The organism is Xenorhabdus entomophaga, assembly GCF_037996725.1.
Lineage (GTDB): Bacteria > Pseudomonadota > Gammaproteobacteria > Enterobacterales > Enterobacteriaceae > Xenorhabdus > Xenorhabdus khoisanae.
On record NZ_JBBMXH010000043.1, the window covers coordinates 14534 to 34029 of the forward strand.

The following is a 19496-nucleotide window of genomic DNA, read 5'->3' on the forward strand; positions in this document are numbered from 1 at the left end:
AAGTCTTATTAAGGCGAAAAACTGTGCAAGTGAACCATTTTGTTATAAAAAGTGATTGACGGATTACTCTCCGGCTCGTATTATCCACCCCGTTCTTAACCAGAACGCCATGCGGTGCGGTAGTTCAGTTGGTTAGAATACCGGCCTGTCACGCCGGGGGTCGCGGGTTCGAGTCCCGTCCGCACCGCCAGAATTTATAAGCCCTGAGTTTTTAACTCGGGGCTTTTTTATTTTGGGGGTTGAATATCAAATCAACTTATAGAAATACGTAGTTCCTGAAAATTCACCGTCGGAATTCATGGAAAAGTTTGGGATTTGCCCGCCTTCAATAAAACCACATTTTCTATAGAGCATTGATGCGGAGTCATTAGTGCGTGTATCCAAAACCAGCAAACTACGTTGATACTGTTTTGCCAACTGTTCGAGTTCTTCCATCAGCATTCTGCCGATTCCACGCTGGCGGTAGGCAGTGTGTACCATCAATTTTTCCACATCAGCACGGTGTAACCCATTCTTTTTCTTGCAGAGGGAAAGTTGTACTGAACCTGCGATGTTTTCACCTTCCAGCGCAACCAGTAACAGACGATGACCGGAAGTGAGTTCGGTTTCGACACTTTGCCAGTATTGTGCTGCTTCGCTTTCTGCCAGTGGTGCAATAAAACCGATGGAAGCATCACTTTCGACGCAATTTTGCAGTAAGTGAATAAGCTCCTCTTTTTTGGTATTGATAGAATCTGATTGGATTATGGTGAGTGTTGATGTTGAATCGGATGTTATGTTTGATTTGGGCATAGGTAGTTAGCTTTCGGATAGAAATAATCTAATAATATAGAGATGTATTAATATCAGGTATATAGATTTTTATACTATTATTTTTTTGTTTTTTTATCATGACTATTAACTTTTGAAAATTATCCGTGAATATACCCGTCATCTTTCAATATGCTACTGGGGATCCGTTCCCTTGCCTTCGCGCTGCATCTTGAAATCCATTAGGTATATTCACGTAATATGGATCAGTTTATATTTTCATTTTTGATGAAATGAATATTTTTATTCTGGTTTATTGTCTGGACTTTCCGTTTTGATTATTTGATCCTCTGGATTATAATTGAACGTGGCATCTCCTTTGTAATCAGTAGGAAGTACTATTTTTATAATAGGTACTATTTTCCCCGTTTGTTGATAAAAATCTCGTTGATCATGTTGTGCTCCTGCCAATCCTCCTGGAAGGTAAAAAAAGGCTTCGATAGGCAATTTATCAGGAATGTTTTGAGGCCAGGTCGCTAAAATTAATTCATTATCCTTCTTCAATTCAAGCTGCCAGCGAGCCTGCAATCCCTGCATAAAAGCGTTTGCATGATTTTTTCCAGGTTTTATACTGACATCAAAACCACATTGTCCTGCTTGAGTGTCGTAATTACGATGAAAATTTTTTATCCACTGTTGTGCAGTTGTAACCCCAATTTGTTGACAAGGTGCAGATAGTCGTTCGATGAGAAAAATCCCACACCCTTTGGCTTCTCTTTGGTCAGAGTTTGCATCAGTAGGAAAATAGCAAAGCACTTCAGGAGTCTCATAGTTATAGACGGTTAAATAAGGATAAAAAATGAATCCGTTTGTGTAATTAGCGTCCAGAGTGAAAAGTTTAGAGTCAGTTCTCAGATAAGAGAATGAAACACCACCGCGAGCTTGTGAGGCAGGGCTGGGATTCCAGGAGTGATATTTATCTGAGGGATGTGTGCCTCTCAATAAAATACCAGAGCATAAAAATGAAGAATAACTTTCATCGCTACAATTAATACTGGTGTCATTATATCTTCGGGTTAATTTCTCCGCAGTGTCGTATCCAGATTGTGTTTGTATTGAATTGACATCAGCGAAAGATATTTGTAATCCTAATAGAAATGAAAAAATAAAAATTATTATTTTATTCATGTTTTTTCCTTGGTTGTTTTTAGTGATAAAAATAAATATGAAGTAATAAGCTCGCCTTTTTGTTTCATTATTTCAAATTACTTTTTTTTATCATCCAATAATTAAAGTTTATTGGTTTGATATCTTTTGGTGATTATTTTGTTTGTTATGGGGGATAGCTTGGTTTTTATATAGGGGTGATAATGGAAAGATGATTATTTTAAGGGTTTCTAATTCCATTCTGGATGTTTTTGTCGAGTTTTTATCTATTCTGGTATAATAAATTGGATGATAATATTTGACTGATATGTTATATGAAATAAATTTACAATAAATTTTATTGATAATCTTATTTCGGGAATATTATAATGAAGTCTGATAATGTGATTGATAAAAAAATTAATATCATTCAGGGTGGATATTACTGAAATCTCTTTGGAGGTCATTCATTCGGGTTTGTTAGCCAATCAAAATATATTGCGCGTGAATCTGGTTTGTTTTGATGATGAAAATTATGAAATCTACCGTTCTTTGAATGAGTAAATGTTTTTAGTCACCAGTGATTATCACTCTTATATCATGATGCTGGCTTGGCAAAAAAACTCGTTTTTTTGGTCTTGATTAACTTGTTGAGTATCGTGTCTAATAATCACTTTCTTATTGCGCAAATCACGGTATAAAACTATCCCCTGCTTGCGCAAATTCACCCTCGGTTGTGCGTATTGGCCTGAGAATGCGTCTAAACAACGGGGTAAATCAAAGATTTTTTGCCAAAAGGAAATTAAGATAGTTTCCCTCAATCTGGCATTAATGATTGCGGTTTGTATGCTGCGCTGCGAAAATTAGTTCTTAGTTCACTAACGCTTTTATCCGACTTGGAGTAAAGAATGACCACTCGTAAAACCCTTGCTAATGCTATCCGCTTCTTGAGCATGGATGCTGTGCAGAAAGCAAAATCAGGGCATCCTGGTGCACCAATGGGAATGGCTGACATTGCCGAAGTGCTGTGGCGCGATTATCTGAACCATAACCCTTCCAATCCTAATTGGGCTGATCGTGACCGCTTCGTGTTATCCAACGGCCACGGCTCCATGCTGATTTACAGCTTGCTGCACCTGACAGGTTATGATGTTTCCATTGATGATTTGAAGAATTTCCGTCAACTGCATTCCAAAACCCCTGGTCACCCAGAATATGGCTATACGGCGGGCGTAGAAACGACCACTGGCCCACTGGGACAGGGTGTCGCCAATGCCGTAGGGTTTGCGATTGCAGAACGTACACTGGCAGCGCAGTTTAACCGTCCTGGTCATGATATTGTCGATCACTACACTTATGTGTTCATGGGTGATGGCTGCATGATGGAAGGGATCTCCCATGAAGTGTGCTCTTTGGCGGGTACGCTGAAACTGGGCAAATTGATCGCTTTCTATGATGACAACGGTATCTCGATTGATGGTGAAGTTGAAGGCTGGTTCACTGATGACACCGCAGCACGTTTTGAAGCATACGGCTGGCATGTTATCCGTGGCGTAGACGGCCATGACTCTGAGGCGATTGCAGCCGCTATTGAAGCCGCACGCAAAGAGACGGGCAAGCCATCTCTGTTGATGTGTAAAACGATTATCGGTTTTGGTTCTCCAAACAAAGCAGGCAAAGAAGAATGCCACGGTGCTCCATTAGGGGATGCTGAAATCGAAGCAACCCGTAAAGCACTGGGTTGGGAACATCCTGCGTTTGAAGTTCCTCAGGACATTTATGCTGGCTGGAATGCTCAGGAAGCCGGTAAGTCCAAAGAAGCAGCATGGGAAGAAGCGTTTGCTGCCTATGCGCAGGCTCATCCAGAACTGGCAGCAGAATTCACCCGTCGCACCAGCGGTGAATTGCCAAAGAACTGGGAAACTGAATCCAAAGCATTCATTGAAAACTTACAACAGAACCCAGCCGCCATTGCAAGCCGTAAAGCATCACAAAATGCGTTGGAAGCGTTTGGTAAGGTTCTGCCGGAATTCATGGGTGGTTCCGCTGATCTGGCACCAAGTAACCTGACCATGTGGTCTGGTTCTAAGCCACTGAACGAAGTTCAGGACGGTAACTACATTCACTACGGTGTACGTGAATTCGGTATGTCTGCCATCATGAACGGTATCGCACTGCATGGCGGTTTTGTGCCTTATGGCGCAACATTCCTGATGTTTGTTGAATATGCCCGTAATGCAGTCCGCATGGCGGCATTGATGAAAATTCGCAGCATCTTCGTTTATACCCACGATTCCATCGGACTGGGTGAAGATGGCCCAACCCATCAGCCAGTTGAACAAATCGCCAGCCTGCGCGTAACGCCAAACATGAGCACATGGCGTCCATGTGATCAGGTTGAATCTGCGGTTGCATGGAAATATGCGATTGAGCGCAAAGATGGCCCAACTTCGCTGATCTTCTCCCGCCAGAATCTGGCACAGCAGGCGCGTACTGCTGAGCAACTGGCGAATATTGAGAAAGGTGCTTACATCCTGAAAGATTGCGCAGGTCAGCCTGAATTGATCCTGATTGCAACAGGCTCTGAAGTCGAACTGGCTGTGAAAGCGGCTGAACAACTGAGTGCAGAAGGCCGTCAGGTTCGCGTTGTTTCCATGCCATCCACTGATGCTTTTGATAAGCAGGATGCGGCATACCGTGAAGCAGTACTACCTGCGGCGGTTTCTGCCCGTGTTGCCATCGAAGCGGGTATTGCTGATTACTGGTTCAAATACGTTGGTATCAACGGCGATATCGTCGGTATGAAAACCTTCGGTGAATCTGCTCCTGCTGATGCTCTGTTCAAAGAGTTTGGTTTCACTGTTGAAAACGTGGTTTCCAAAGCGACCGCTCTGCTGAAATAATCGGCAAATTATTCTCTTAAGCGCATTCGAATCAATTTAGGAGCGAATGCGCTCTTTTTTTATTCAATTTTTCCTCTACAGTGTGATGAATGGCGCTTGCCATTATGCTTTTTTTCTCGTAATCTGCTTTTATAATAGCTGAACCGTTTCAGTTCGGTGCGTAAAATCCATAAATTCAGTGCGTAAATCAGAGTGAAAAAATGTCTTGTCTGTCACAATCTGGTTAATTTTGTGATGAATTATCCGTACAAGCAGCAGTTGCTCAGTTATCCTAAGCGGTTGCATGACTACAGAGACATTCAGGGAGTAACATGACTATCAGGGTAGCGATTAACGGTTTTGGGAGAATAGGGCGAAGTGTCTTGCGTGCTATTTACGAATCCGGGCGTCGGGCTGAAATTTCAGTGATCGCTATTAATGAATTGGCAGATGCGGAAGGCATTGCTCATTTATTGAAATACGATTCCAGTCATGGGCGTTTTGCATGGGATATACGCCTGAATAATGATTTATTGCAAGTAGGAGATGACAGTATTCGGCTGTTTCATCAGCAGGATATTTCAGCTTTACCGTGGAAAGAACTGGGCATTGATATCGTGCTTGACTGTACGGGTAAGTATGGTGAGCGGGCAGATGGAGAAGCTCATATTGCCAGTGGCGCCAGAAAAGTTCTGTTTTCTCACCCGGGAGGAAATGACTTGGATGCAACCGTGGTATATGGTGTCAATCACCATTCATTGGTTGCGGAAGATTGTATTGTTTCCAATGCATCCTGTACAACAAACTGCATCATTCCCATCATCAAAGTGTTAGATGATGCGTTCAATATTGAATCTGGCACGGTGACAACCATCCATGCGTCGATGAATGATCAGCCAGTGATTGATGCGTATCACCGTGATTTACGTCGAACCCGGGCGGCCAGCCAATCCATCATTCCTGTTGATACAAAATTGGCGGCGGGCATCACTCGTATTTTCCCCAAATTCAGTGATCGGTTTGAGGCGATTTCGGTACGAGTGCCCACGATTAACGTGACAGCCATTGACTTAAGCGTGACAGTCCGTGCCGCAGTGAAAGTTGGCGATGTGAACCGGCTCCTGCAAAAATCAGCTCTCAGAGAGTTTCATGGTATAGTGGATTACACTGATTTGCCGTTAGTTTCAACGGATTTTAACCACGATCCCCACAGTGCCATTGTTGATGGAACACAAACGAGGGTCAGCGGTAATCACCTGATCAAAACCCTCGTATGGTGTGATAATGAATGGGGCTTTGCTAATCGCATGATTGACACGGCGCTGGCAATGGCCGCAACCGGTTTCAAATAATCATTTGTTATGCCACAAACGGTACATAGCAGAAGATTGAGTAATTTTATAAAGAATCAATGAGAGGATTCACCATGTCTGTAATTAAGATGACTGATTTAGATCTGGCGGGTAAACGCGTATTGATCCGTGCTGATCTGAATGTGCCTGTAAAAGATGGCAAAGTGACTTCTGATGCACGTATCCGTGCGTCTTTGCCGACGATTGAGGCTGCGTTAAATCAGGGAGCCAAAGTCATGGTTACTTCTCACCTGGGACGCCCGACTGAAGGAGAATACAACGAAGAGTTCTCTCTGAAACCTGTCGTTGATTACCTGAAAGAAGTACTTTCTTCTCCTGTTCGTCTGGAAAAAGAGTATCTGGATGGTGTTGAAGTGTCGGAAGGCGAATTAGTTGTTCTGGAAAACGTTCGCTTCAACAAAGGTGAGAAAAAAGACGACGAAACATTATCGAAGCACTATGCAGCACTGTGTGATGTGTATGTCATGGACGCTTTTGGTACAGCTCATCGTGCTCAGGCATCAACTCATGGCGTGGCTAAATTTGCCCCAATCGCCTGTGCTGGCCCGCTGCTGTCTCGTGAACTGGAAGCGTTGGGTAAAGCGCTGCATAACCCGGCTCGCCCAATGGTGGCGATTGTGGGTGGTTCTAAAGTCTCAACCAAACTGACTGTGCTGGATTCACTGTCCAAAATTGCTGATCAACTGATCGTGGGTGGCGGTATTGCCAATACTTTTGTTGCCGCAGAAGGGCATAATGTTGGTCGTTCACTGTACGAAGATGATTTGATCCCAGAAGCGAAAAAACTGCTGGAAAGCTGTGATATTCCGGTTCCTACTGATGTTCGTGTTGCGACTGAATTTTCTGAAACCGCGGAAGCGACGCTGAAATCAACCAGTGAAATTAAAGACGAAGAACAAATCCTTGATTTGGGCGATGCGTCTGCTGAACGTCTGGCCGAAATCCTGAAAGATGCCAAAACCATTCTGTGGAATGGCCCTGTGGGTGTTTTTGAATTCCCTAACTTCCGTAAAGGAACCGAAATTGTTGCCCGCGCGATTGCTGAGAGTGATGCTTTCTCTATCGCAGGGGGTGGTGATACTTTGGCAGCAATCGACCTGTTCGAAATTGCTGACAAGATCTCTTACATCTCTACTGGTGGTGGTGCTTTCCTTGAGTTTGTTGAAGGCAAAAAACTGCCAGCCGTTGTGATGCTGGAAGAACGTGCTAAAAGTAACTAAGTTGTGCTAGCAGGCAGTGTTTGCTGCCTGTTCAATATCAATACAGGACCACGTAACATGTCTAAAATTTTTGATTTCGTAAAACCGGGTGTCATCACTGGTGATGATGTTCAAAAAGTCTTTGCCGTCGCTAAAGAAAACAATTTCGCATTACCAGCGGTTAACTGTGTCGGTACTGATTCCATCAACGCAGTGTTAGAAACGGCGGCAAAAGTACGTGCTCCGGTCATTATCCAGTTTTCCAACGGCGGTGCGTCTTTCGTTGCCGGCAAGGGGCTGAAAGCAGAAGGCCAGCAAGCGGCAATTATCGGTGCTATCTCTGGTGCTCACCACGTTCACCAGATGGCAGAACATTACGGTGTGCCTGTTATCCTGCATACCGACCACTGCGCACGTAAATTGCTGCCATGGATCGACGGCCTGCTGGATGCGGGTGAAAAACACTACGCACAAACGGGCAAGCCACTGTTCTCTTCCCATATGATCGATCTGTCAGAAGAATCTCTGGAAGAAAACATTGAGATTTGCAGCCAATATCTGGCACGCATGGCGAAACTCGACATGACGCTGGAAATTGAACTCGGTTGTACTGGTGGTGAAGAAGATGGTGTCGATAACTCCCATCTGGACAGCTCTTCCCTGTACACTCAGCCAGAAGACGTGGCTTACGCGTATGAGAAACTGAATGCCATCAGCCCGCGTTTCACCATCGCGGCCTCTTTCGGTAACGTTCACGGTGTATATAAACCCGGCAACGTTAAACTGACGCCAAAAATTCTGCGCAACTCACAGGATTACGTTTCTGAGAAATTCAACCTGCCACACAACAGTCTGGATTTCGTCTTCCACGGTGGTTCCGGTTCTACCGCAGAAGAGATTCAGGAAGCAGTCAGCTACGGTGTAGTAAAAATGAATATCGATACCGATACCCAGTGGGCAACTTGGGAAGGTATTCTGAACTACTACAAAAAGAACGAAGGCTACCTGCAAGGCCAGTTGGGTAATCCGGAAGGTGCGGACAAACCTAACAAGAAATTTTATGATCCCCGCGTTTGGTTGCGTGCGGCTCAGACTTCCATGATTGTTCGTCTGGAACAGGCTTTTAAAGAGCTGAATGCGGTTGATGTGCTGTAATAGGCATGTAAATTAGCATCGTAGTCGATAGTAATGAACTGCACCTGATTTTGAGGTGCAGTTCTATCCGCTTGGTATGAGTAACACGGCTTAACTGAGAAAAGGTTGTTTCGACGCTTGTACTGAACCAGCCTGTCTTTATTTTTGCAATCCCCGGACTATTAATTATTTCAGTGAATATTCAGAATAATATTGTTTAGGTTTTGTCACATGGCTTATCTCTCTCATGCCATTATAAAAGATCGTTTTCGTTTTTAAGACACCCCATCGCAGGGTGTCTAATTCAGATGTAAATTGATTTAAAACTAGGTTGATGAACTTGGTTGTTTATCTATTTTTCTATAACCAATGATATTGGCATTAAAGATATCTAATGCAGCACCTTTTCCAAGCTGGGTGGTAATTTGGGGTGTTGACTCTCCTTCTTTTTTGAAGAGGGCATGTTGTTTTGCCCAGTCACCTTCTAATGTGCTCATTTTCTGCATACCCGGGAAAATTTTTTCAGCGCCTTGGTTTTGTGCTATACCAATAGCCTGAATTTCTGCTAACGTTCCCGGTTTTAATGTAAATTGGACAGTCACCCCTTGATATTTTGATGAATAAGCTAATGCGGGTGATATTGAGGTTTCTGTTGTTGCGCTCAGCTTTCTTGTTTTTTGCAATATATTGAAATGATCTTGCGATATTGTTCTGAAGAGTACCTCATTACCAGCAACATCACGTTCCAGAACAGGAGATAAACTTGTTTTGCTTCCTTTGGCTGGAACACCAATTAGCCCTGTATGCCCTTCACTGACTCCATGACCTGAAAAACTCTCTTCATCATAGGCGACGAGAGTAGGAAGCCTGCCTTTGATCTTTTCCCTAACGACATCGGCAGTTTGAGAAAGTGTCCTTGAATATCCAGAAGGAGTTGCTTTCCTTTTCAATCCCTTGAGCATTTCCTCAGCCTTTTCAAAGGCTGTTGCACTGGCTAATCCTCTTAATTCTCTAATCCCACCGAGATATTCCACAACATCCTGAGATTCATATCGTTTTGAACCCGCCGCCACCCTGCGTGCTAATTCTTTTAAAGAGTCTACTTTTTGAACGTTTGCATCGTTTGGTGCTTGTCCATCGGGATCAAATAAAGATATGGGATTATTCCTCACCATCCGATACAAATTCAGCCCATCAACCGTTCCCGCAGGATCGGCACTTAGCCATCTCCCCACCCACGGTTGATAATAACGATAACCGTAATAATACAACCCTGATATATCCCGTTCCTTGCCGGAATAACGAATGGTTTTGTAATTCGCTTCGGTCTGGTTTTTTGCCACCCAGACCGATGTACCGCCATAAGGGTAATATTCTTCCTGAGTGATAATCTGCCCTGAACCATCCAGTTCAAGCTGGCTGCTGCCCAACAGATTGTCATAGCTGTAACGCAGTTGATTATTGGGGATATCTGCGGGCTTACTGCTGTCCCAGTGCAATACCCGAACCTGTGCACGACCGGCTTCACCTACGGTAATCACCTGTAAATCTTCGCTATTGTTATTGCCGTGTTGAGTGGTACGTAATTCCAATCCTGCCAGATAAATCACCCTTTGTTGTTCACCGGCTTTCAGTACCCGCATATTGCCGCTGTCATAGCGATACCATTCAAGCGGTGTATTACTGCCTGACTGATTCACCTGCTGCAATCCCCCCCGCCAATTCCAGTTCAGGCTTTGGTTGGGGTTTAACATATTTTGATGTCCACCCGCATCAAACAGGGCATCCACCTGCTCCGGTTTTTCCGCCAAATCCTGGCGTACCGCATGGTTGCTGCGATGGGAAACAGTGATATCAACAGTGTAATTATTATTGCTTGCCGGCGCACTGTGACGGATTTGGATTAAATTCCCTGCGCGGTCATAGCGGTAATTGCGGGTGTAATTGGTGTACGTGTTGTTATCAAGGGGGGAAACGGGAGGAAGGGTATTTCCTTGCTGGCCGATATTTGCCATTTCACGTCCGGTTGCACTAAGGAGCTGGTACAGGGAATCATAAGTGTAATTATTTTCCGGCGTGATTTTCTGATTGCGCCAGAAACGGGTGGCTTCCGCATCATTGCGGATACTGAGCACATTGCCGACGGGATCATAATCGTAACGCAAATCCTGCAATATTTTGTTACCAGCCAGCCGATGTGTGGTCATGCCAATCAACCGTTGTGTTTCAGGTTCATACTGATATTCAGTCACCACACCGTTGCCGTGCTCTTCCCGCAGTTTTTGCCCCGCAGCGGAATAGGTCAGTGATTTGATGATAACTTGCTCACTCTGGCCTTTTACCGTCAGCCAGCTTCCCTTAAGCTGACCGGCGATATCGTAAGCTAAGCGTTGGATGTGGCCTTTGGCATCGGTTTGGCTAAGAGTAGCCCCCGTCGCATCAATGGTGTTACTGGTAGTGTAACGTGTGCTCTCTAAAGCCCCCAGATTATTGTCTGTCCAGTCTGGTTGCTGATTATCAGGAATAAGCTGGCGGGATTGGCTAAGTGTGGCTCCGGTCACTGAGCGGCTTTTCAGTTCGCTTAATCCCGCGGGATCATAATGCTTAATATTCTGACCGGCCAGATTATCGCCCTTGTAACCTTGGCTGTTGTCCGCCCAAAACAGGCGTTCTGTCATGCGGGGAGCTGTATTTTTTGCCTGTTCGGTAAGGCTCAGCAGACGTCCCGGCAGGGAAGGGGACTCATATTGCCAGGTTTGGGTAATGTCTGTTGCTGTAACTGCCAATAATGGACGCCCCTCAATATCATGCAGTTTGACAGAATGCCCGGCATCCACACCGTCGGTACTCAATATTTGACCCGTTAAATCATGCTGCCAACTGAAATTGGGTTTAACGGAAGCATCACTTTGCTTGTTGTCATACAGCCGGGGGTCAAGGCTTTCGATTAAATATTCATGATTATCATATTGGTGACGGGTGATACGGGGATCAGTTACACCATTGGCTTCGGCGCGGTGATAACCCATCTCCCGAATGGTGAGACTGCGGTTGTCGAGTACATTGACGGCCGGTGTTTTTTTATAAAGCGCAGGGTTAAAACTGCTCATCGAAAACTTCCTCTCTGAAATTGTCTTATTTTTGCTTGATAAGCCCCCTGAGCGGGGGCTGTAGTGATTAGAATTGATCGTTAAAAACGAACGAATTCATTAATCCAGAATGGTATAGCGGATATGCAGGATAATATCGTTTAAAGTTTGTAGCATGTCGGCCTGTTTGGTGGTTGCATTAGGGAAACTTAATACAAGCGCACCTTTATCATCAATTGCAATGCCTTCAAACGGCAAGAACTTACCATCATTGAAATCTAGCTGGAATTGACCGCTGTCATCCATGCCACGGGAAATAGCCAACGCTTTACAGCCGGGAGCTAACCACGTGTTCTCACCACCATAAGAAAGGACAGCCTGAACATCCTGATAAGGGCCTAACAATGCAGGTAAAGTGACACTGATCTGCTTGATGCGACGAACTGTGCCAAGCGATGCAGGGTAATCCTCGCTGATTTTTAAATCGGCTAAAGAGATGGAGGCTTGCAGAGAAGTTTTGGTATCGGTTCCTGTGCCAAACGTCAGAGAGTTGAGTCCGTCACCCGCACTGCCTTTACCTTCTTTCACCAGTTCTGCCACTTTCGTTGCCAGATTGAAGCTCTTGCTGGATAAATCTGCGTATACCTCAGCAAGGGACACCGTGCGTTCTACTTCCAGCGCCCTTTGGTCTTGTTTCAAATGAGCATCTTCCATCTGTGCCAGATTCAGCATCAGGGATTCGCCAGCCATCAAGCCCGCATAAGTGCCCTGCCAGGCTCCGGATTTAATAAAGCGGGCAGATTCATCGTTAGTTTCCCAGCGATAGGCCATTTCCGCCATCAGACAGCGGGTCATCGCCAAATCATAGAATTGGAAATAAATGGCGGCCAATCGACCTCTCAGCCAGTTATAGAGTGCCTGATTACTGAACTTGCGTTGCAGGAAGGCCAGTTGTGCCTGTGTCTGTTCTTGCTGGGTTTTCAGGCTGCCTTTTTGCAGAACAGCCGCTTCACGGCGTATTGCCAGTGAGTTAAATTGCGCTTCGATCTGTTTCAGCTCGGCTTCCGCATTATTGCGTTGGATCTCCCATTCCTGGCGGCGGCGGCGATAAGCTTCCGACTGGCTGATTTTGTCTGCTTCGGTATTCATCACATTGGCTGAAAATTCCATTACATAACCCGTTGCTTCTGCAATGGCTCCCCAACGGCTACCTCCCGCAGCAAAACCGAAAATATTCGGCACCAGATCGGCCGCTGCACCTGCCAGACGAGCCGCCTGAACAGCCGTTGTCATGCCGGATGCCGTTGCCCGTAGTGTCATTGCCCGATCTTCTCCGGCATTGATATTCTCGTCATACAGTTTGCTGTAACTGTCATAGCGGGATTGCACACCCGCACGGGATTTTTCCAGTACCGCTTTTTCAGCATCCAGCTCTTCAATGGTTTTGTCCTGAATACTGATATTGGTCAATATCAGTTCTGCCGCCTGGTTTTGCAGCAGGGCATTCAGTGCCTCGGCATCCTGTCGTTCAATGATGCTTTGCAAAGTCGATCCGAATTGCATCAGTTGACCGACCATACTGCGTGCATTTTCCAACATTTGTGGGAAACGCCAGAGCGGGATGGAGACTTGAGGAAGATTCCCGCCACCCTGTGAAGTTGCCACAGCGGCACTCAGTAGCGCTTTAGGATCAGCCGGTGTCGCGAAAATCGGCAGAGAAAGCGGTTGCCCGTCGATAGAAAGGTTATGGCGCAGGTTATACAAGCGCTGATCCAGTGTTTGCCAGTAATTCATCATGACTTCATTGACTTGCGGCAGGAACAGGTCAGTGAGGCTATTGGCAGTAAGAACCTGAATTTCCTGACTTCTGACTTCATTTTGCCGCAAACGCGTCATCGCCTGTGCGTAGGCTTGTTTGGTTGTGCTATCGGCGGCTTGATCCAGACGTGGGTTAGACCAGTCGCCAGTAAGTGACAAATAAGGTTTATCTCCCAGCAGATTCAGTGCCTGTATATACCACATCTTGGCTTCATTCAGGGTATCCCGTTCCAGTCGGCGATAGGCATAATCTCCACGGGCGATCAGCAGATCCAGCGTGCGCATAAAGGTAGATACCTTATAGTGCATAGGGTCATGCTGAGCAACGGCATCAGGATCGACGGAATCCAGTGGATCGCTGTTCCAACTGATATCTTCCAGTAATGGGCGGACGTTCCACTTATAAGTCTGAATATTACCGCCGACAATATAACCGGATGGACTCCAGACATATTTCAGCCAGCGATTGGTTTCATCGAAGTTCTGTTCATGCAGCAGGCGCTGGGCAACCAGCATCGGGGTATAGTAGAACAGTTCCCAGAAATAGAGGGCATTGGCACCGCTGAAATCCATTGGCTCAGTATGGTCAGCGATAACAGAGACATCAAAAAAGCCTTTGTATTTATTAATGTTTTTCTCTATTCCTTGTTGTGTCATTCCTGAAGCATGATCAGAATCGTTGATTAAGATAAATTGTTTTTTTGTCTCATCAAAATAGAAGAAAGCGGGTTCCCAAGTGCCATAATAGGAGACTTTTTGGTATTCAACCCCCAGCCGGACACCTTGATTTGTGTAGTACCCTTTGGCATACGGCACAAAAAGTATCACACTGGTTTCAGTATCGGATAACACGCCTTTATAGTAAGGCCGCATTGTAGAGCTGCCATCAATATTCCCAATCTGGATTTTAAACCAGCGCTCGCTGCCATGTGTTGCAGGATCATATTTAGGCAGAACAAAGTTGGCAAAGAACCCTTCTCCCAAATTAGGTTCTAATAGTTTCTGGGTATCCATACTGAGAATGGTATCAATACCGGTTGTTGCCCGGCTGACCAGTTGGCGGGCAAACAGCGTATTAAGGCGGATACGATAAACACCCCACTGCATATACTGGGCGCCATTATCATCATGGTATAGGGTCAGGGCGGTGTCAGAATGGACTTTGCGTGTGACAGGAATACTGAAACTTTCCCAGCCCAGTTGACGGCCATCTTCGGCCTGAGCAGTAAAGGTAACATCAATGCTGGCGGAATTATTGATAAAATTCAGTGAAGAGGTATCTATTTCCAGCTCATTGAACTGATAATACATCTCTTCAAGGCTGGGTTTTGGTTGAGAAGAGACATTTTCATCTGCGGTAAATAATTTTTCGGTCTTACCGGCTTTGACAGTGACCTTAACTTTAGACGGTAATATCGTGGTATTAATTTCCTGAGCACCACTGACATCGGTGGCAATGCCTCTGTGATCTATCATAAAAATATATTTTTTCAGATCATCAGGCCGGTTTAATTCATCTACAGCAAAATCATCCTGAATAGCCGCATTATTTTTATATAATGAACGGCTTGCATCTGGAATCCATGCTTGTACATCTGATGAGTAATTCGTATCCCGATGGAATAATAATCTTCCCTGGCTTAAGCCACTGGCATTTCCACTGTATAAATAGACAGGGTAAAACAGGAGGTTATTTGATGAATTATTAAGGTTAACGCTAACGCTGTTATAAATAATGAATTTATCACCCAGCTTGCCATATTTTTTCATCAAGTTACACTGATTGCGTTGCCGGCCTTCATGTCCATTATGGATAATTCTTAATTTCGGTGACAAAAATACTTTCAGCGTATTTGAGGAAGCTTGGTATTTTATAACCGGAATGCTACCGTTATATACCATGCTTAGATAGCCATCTCCCCAGCCATAATCTTTCCTACTATTCACCGATGATGGAATTTCATAATCCTCGGCATAACGATTATTAACTCTTCTGATATTATTGGTATCAAACTGGTTATAGCTATTATCCCGATAGACATTACTCTGGCTTGTTTCCATATCTCTGGCAGACATATCAGCAAAGATATATAACCCCTGCATGGAAGCTGATTTATATTTATTTAAGTCGTCCTCTTTTTTATAAAACATGACCAGCAAGGTATCTTCACCTTGATAGCCGGCACAATATAATCCCGGTGCTTCTTTTTTATCTTTATCCAATGACAATTTATTGATCTTGTCATTCACATCAAAGGTAAGTGGTGTATTCCATGTGCCATCGTAACGGATATGCGACAGTTTCAGGTCATAGCGATATTCCGTGGTAGTTTGATTGTTATTGCCATTCGGTTTGGTGATCTCTTTCTGTTCCAGCCAGATAATATACAGACGGGATTTATACAGCACCGGCCGGATAGTCCCCTGATAAGGGTTAATCGGGCAGTCAATTTTACTCCATTCGCTCCACGCATTGGCGGCAAATTTGCCATCACCGAACTTGCTGTGATCGACACTGCGCCAGTAATACTCTCCGGCTTCGGTTTCACTGAGACCGATAAAATAGGTCAACCCTGTACTATCGTTAACATTGTCATGATAGGCACTAATGACTTCCAGATTTGCCACCTGCTCAAACGACGTCAGGTAAGACATAAAGGCATCTTCGACAATATCGGTATTGAGCTGGCTTTGGCTGATCTGCTGCAACAGGACATCCATCATTTTGGTTTGCCCGATGCGCATGGTGGGGTCGATATAGTTTTCAGGATAGTAAGCCAGTTGAGAAACACCTGCCCATGTACTGTAGCGTTTATTGTATTTGTCCCAGTCCGTAAAGAACTGGCGGGTGATGACACCTGAATCCGCATTTTCTTCAGCGCTTTCCAGCGTCCGGTTGACATATAACTGAATGCTGGCAATCGCTTCGGCAATACGGGTGGTTTTTATGGCGGCAGAAACCTGATTATCAATCAGGAGATACTGATAGAGGTCATCACGGCTCTGGATAGCGGCAGCCGCGCTGGCAACCTGACGGATATAATAAGTACTTAGTGCGGCACTGCGGGCTTCATCAAGGAATGTGTGTAGCGAATCGGCCTGTTGGCTATCCAGTCCTGCGGTCAATATGTTTGCTGAGGTTTCCCATTGGCTGTACGTTGGGAGCGCATTACCGGGTATGCGTGGAATGTAGTCCAGTGCAACCAGCGCTGAAACGCCTTGTGGTGCAATGTTCAACTGTTGTGAAACACTGATCCATTGCAGGATGATATTGATGGATATCCAGTTTGAGAAGGCGTTTTCTTCTGTGACCTGATTATGCTGTTTCGCTTGAATGTAAGCTTGTGACAACAGATTGGCATCAAGCGCCATTGCATCCGCCAATTTCTCGGCCGTCAGTGTTTTTTCAGCAAATGCGGTGAGGGTGGGGGAAGCCTTGTCTCCCTGTGCATTAACCCAATCAGCAAAATGGGTCAGCATCATTAGGGAAAGGGCATCATGTGTAGGTGCGCTGCCGGCAGGGAAGCCAAAAACGTCGGGTTTGGTGACAAACAACTCGAACGCGCTTTCAGTCAATCCGCTGGAACGATAAATCAGGGCCAGTTGTGACAGGCTCTGGCAATATTGCACGGCCTCTTCCTGTGTGGTTTCAGGTTTAGGCAGATTAGGGTTATGTTGATACTGTAGCCACGCCCAGAATTTTTGCGCCGTCATTTTTCCTGTGCCGGGTTGTAGCTTATCTGCCCAGAGAAGAACGGAATAGGCAATATTTTCAGAAGGTAATTGCAGAGTCGCTGCAATATAAGGTGACATCGCTTTCAGCAGGTCACCTTGTGTTGAGTCAAAACCTTGCAGGCCATTATAAACCGTATCCAACAGATTCCGGATCTCCGGTGTCAGTGTCTGATCATAACGGGTTGTGGTCATCATGAATAATTGGTAAACCTGCCATTGTCTGGCTTTTAGCCATTTGGTTACAGCATCAAGTTTATTTATCAGTTTTGAGAGATCGTCATCCTGAATGCCGGATAAACTTTGGGTTTCTCCAATGGCAACCAGCAACAAATCCAGTTCATCAATATTTAGTTGGTGGGTTTCAGCCAACAGTCGGGCAAGATAGAGAGAGGACAGGTTTTCCAGACTGTTTATCATATACCCATCTTTATTATCGCGATGGCTTATCTGCAACAGGCGGTAAAGTGAAATATCGTCAGCATTGAATGCACGTTTGAGCACAGCTTTGTGCCAGTCATCGGCACTGCCCGGATTGAGGTTAAGTTTTTCTCCATCTGTGGAGAAACTTTGTCCATTCAGTGGTGGGGTATTGAACAGACGATCAAATTGGCTTATCTGATCATCGGTAGTGCGTTGTGAAATGGTGGCATTACAAAGTATCAATGCAGTTTCAGCATTAATCTTATAATGCTGCATATAATAGATGACTGAGAAAATCTGCCCCAGAACTTGCGCATCAATATCCAATTCTTCATTAACGCTCAGGACGATATTTTCCAGAATTGTAGGGGGTAATCCTGTAGCACGGAAAAGGCGAATGGCTTTATTGAGTTTTAGCAGGAACGAGTATTGATTATATTCTTCAATAGAAAATCTTGCCGCAGTATGGGCAAAATTACTATTAGGCAGCACTCTTCTTAAATAAATTTCGAAAGGTTGACGGATATCTTCATTACTTAGAGTAATTTCAGCAGAATATTTAATATTTTTCTGGGGTGCTTCGGGAATACGCGTAAGCTCTTTTGAATTATTAAGCCGAATGGCGAGATATTCAGAATTCCAGAAATCCTTGAAGTTATAAGTTAGATTGTATTTATCTCCCTTGGAGATAAATAATCCTGCCTCATTGAGTTGACTCGTATTAACAGTATATTCTCGAATAATCCGATAAACTTTAATCGATCCATCGCTTTGTGGTACTGGGGTGATAAGCTGATTATTAATGTACTTTGTTTGTCCGAAGTTACTGGCTGTTCCAATAAATAAACGGACTTCATCATCACTGAGATTGTAATATTTTTTTAAATAAGCCGACGTGGACATTAATGCCGGATCAATTTCACCGAAGTTCTTTTTATAGAGTTCTTCGGCATTTTCTTCTGTGATCTCTTCCGTCAAAATATTAAACAATTCCGGTGATACGGATGCATTAATACCCAGCAGGGAAGCCGGATTCATCAGCTCGACAACATTTGGCGCAGCCTGAAGCTGCTCAAGAGTTGGGTCTTGTAACTGAATCACCTTATGGACATTTTCATAAGCATCATGATAAGGGGTGGCGCCAGAGAGGCGGAAAGTTGACAACATTTCCATGACCTTGGATTGGCTATCCAATCCGGTTTTGGCTTTAATCCCTTCCAGCAACAACTCATTAGAAAGTGAAAGCGTGGAAATTTCACTATCCATATTGCTCTGACTCAATGCCATTGACTGTAAATCCGGGCGGCGTTTATCCAGATGATAAACTGAACTTTCTGCATGTAACTGACGTGTTTCACGGTAAAGCTCGGTCAGATAGGCGGCTGGCGAGAACATAGACGAAACCGCACCCGGAGCCACATATTGGCTGGCCCGATTACCAAATTCGTCATTATAGCCACGTAACTCAGCATGAGGGACAGTAATAGCAAGGTGTACGGCATTTTGTAGCTGAGGATTGGCACGCTTGAGGATCTTCGTTTCGTACAGCTTGTTCTCTTTTTGCTCTTGCTGTGCCTTGTCATAAAGGCGGCGCGTTTCTGACCAATTAAGGTGTTCACTGACTTGCTGACGGAATTCATTAAATGAGTAATGACAAATATCAGTCAGGCAGCCAAAACCACACTGACTTTTCAATACCTCAGGAAGTTCAAATGCATTTGTATCCATATCGGTTCCTTTTAAATTGGAAGAGAGATTCTTGCAACTATGGTGGTAATAATAAAAATTTATGGTGGTAGTAATAAAAAAGATGTGTTTGCGGTTAAAAAATAAGTAAGAAACGCGATGCTCGACTTTCGTGGTGAGTTGAAATGACATAGCCGCTCCTTTATAACTTTAAGTCGCCAAACTGAGAGAAATAAAGGAACAAAGGCTATGTCACAGCAAGAT

The 19496-nt window shown here is 44.6% G+C and carries 8 protein-coding genes and 1 tRNA gene; 5 read left to right on the plus strand and 4 right to left on the minus strand.

Annotated elements, in window-relative coordinates; genetic code table 11:
* Positions 1–113: 113 nt before the first annotated feature.
* Positions 114–190: transfer RNA gene (locus tag AAC854_RS10735), tRNA-Asp, on the plus strand.
* 56 nt (positions 191–246) lie between these two features.
* Here the strand turns inward: AAC854_RS10735 and AAC854_RS10740 are convergent.
* A complete protein-coding gene (locus tag AAC854_RS10740; RefSeq protein WP_340617095.1) occupies positions 247–792 on the minus strand; it encodes a GNAT family N-acetyltransferase in 546 nt (181 codons plus the stop codon).
* A 261-nt stretch (positions 793–1053) separates the two neighbouring features.
* Positions 1054–1938, minus strand: a complete 885-nt coding sequence (locus tag AAC854_RS10745) for an N-acyl homoserine lactonase (RefSeq protein WP_340617096.1) — start codon at positions 1936–1938, stop codon at positions 1054–1056.
* Positions 1939–2804: 866 nt separating this feature from the next.
* Between AAC854_RS10745 and tkt the strand changes: the two genes are divergently transcribed.
* The 4 genes from tkt (at position 2805) to fbaA (ending at position 8505) form a co-directional block, all read left to right on the plus strand.
* Positions 2805–4799: a transketolase gene (tkt, locus tag AAC854_RS10750; RefSeq protein WP_340617097.1), complete on the plus strand. Its 1995-nt coding sequence runs from the start codon at positions 2805–2807 to the stop codon at positions 4797–4799.
* A gap of 311 nt (positions 4800–5110) precedes the next feature.
* Positions 5111–6130, plus strand: a complete 1020-nt coding sequence (epd, locus tag AAC854_RS10755; RefSeq protein ID WP_340617098.1) for an erythrose-4-phosphate dehydrogenase — start codon at positions 5111–5113, stop codon at positions 6128–6130.
* Positions 6131–6204: 74 nt separating this feature from the next.
* Positions 6205–7371 carry a phosphoglycerate kinase gene (gene pgk, locus AAC854_RS10760; protein WP_340617099.1) on the plus strand — a complete coding sequence of 389 codons (1167 nt, stop codon included), beginning with the start codon at positions 6205–6207 and terminating at the stop codon, positions 7369–7371.
* A 57-nt stretch (positions 7372–7428) separates the two neighbouring features.
* Complete coding sequence (gene fbaA / locus AAC854_RS10765) at positions 7429–8505, plus strand: class II fructose-bisphosphate aldolase (protein ID WP_340617100.1); 1077 nt, start codon at positions 7429–7431, stop codon at positions 8503–8505.
* Positions 8506–8810: 305 nt separating this feature from the next.
* On the opposite strand, the gene AAC854_RS10770 is transcribed toward fbaA, so the two are convergent.
* Complete coding sequence (locus tag AAC854_RS10770) at positions 8811–11594, minus strand: RHS repeat protein (protein ID WP_340617101.1); 2784 nt, start codon at positions 11592–11594, stop codon at positions 8811–8813.
* A gap of 99 nt (positions 11595–11693) precedes the next feature.
* The gene (locus tag AAC854_RS10775; RefSeq protein WP_340617102.1) at positions 11694–19274 is read right to left on the minus strand and encodes a Tc toxin subunit A-related protein; all 7581 of its coding nucleotides are present in this window, start codon (positions 19272–19274) and stop codon (positions 11694–11696) included.
* Positions 19275–19496 lie beyond the last annotated feature (222 nt).

Excerpts from the sequence above, each read along its gene's own strand:
- AAC854_RS10740 (WP_340617095.1), bottom strand. The coding sequence starts at position 792 with ATGCCCAAATCAAACATAACATCCGATTCAACATCAACACTCACCATA.
- AAC854_RS10745 (WP_340617096.1), bottom strand. The coding sequence starts at position 1,938 with ATGAATAAAATAATAATTTTTATTTTTTCATTTCTATTAGGATTACAA.
- pgk (WP_340617099.1), top strand. The coding sequence starts at position 6,205 with ATGTCTGTAATTAAGATGACTGATTTAGATCTGGCGGGTAAACGCGTA.
- AAC854_RS10770 (WP_340617101.1), bottom strand. The coding sequence starts at position 11,594 with ATGAGCAGTTTTAACCCTGCGCTTTATAAAAAAACACCGGCCGTCAAT.
- fbaA (WP_340617100.1), top strand. The coding sequence starts at position 7,429 with ATGTCTAAAATTTTTGATTTCGTAAAACCGGGTGTCATCACTGGTGAT.
- AAC854_RS10775 (WP_340617102.1), bottom strand. The coding sequence starts at position 19,274 with ATGGATACAAATGCATTTGAACTTCCTGAGGTATTGAAAAGTCAGTGT.
- epd (WP_340617098.1), top strand. The coding sequence starts at position 5,111 with ATGACTATCAGGGTAGCGATTAACGGTTTTGGGAGAATAGGGCGAAGT.
- tkt (WP_340617097.1), top strand. The coding sequence starts at position 2,805 with ATGACCACTCGTAAAACCCTTGCTAATGCTATCCGCTTCTTGAGCATG.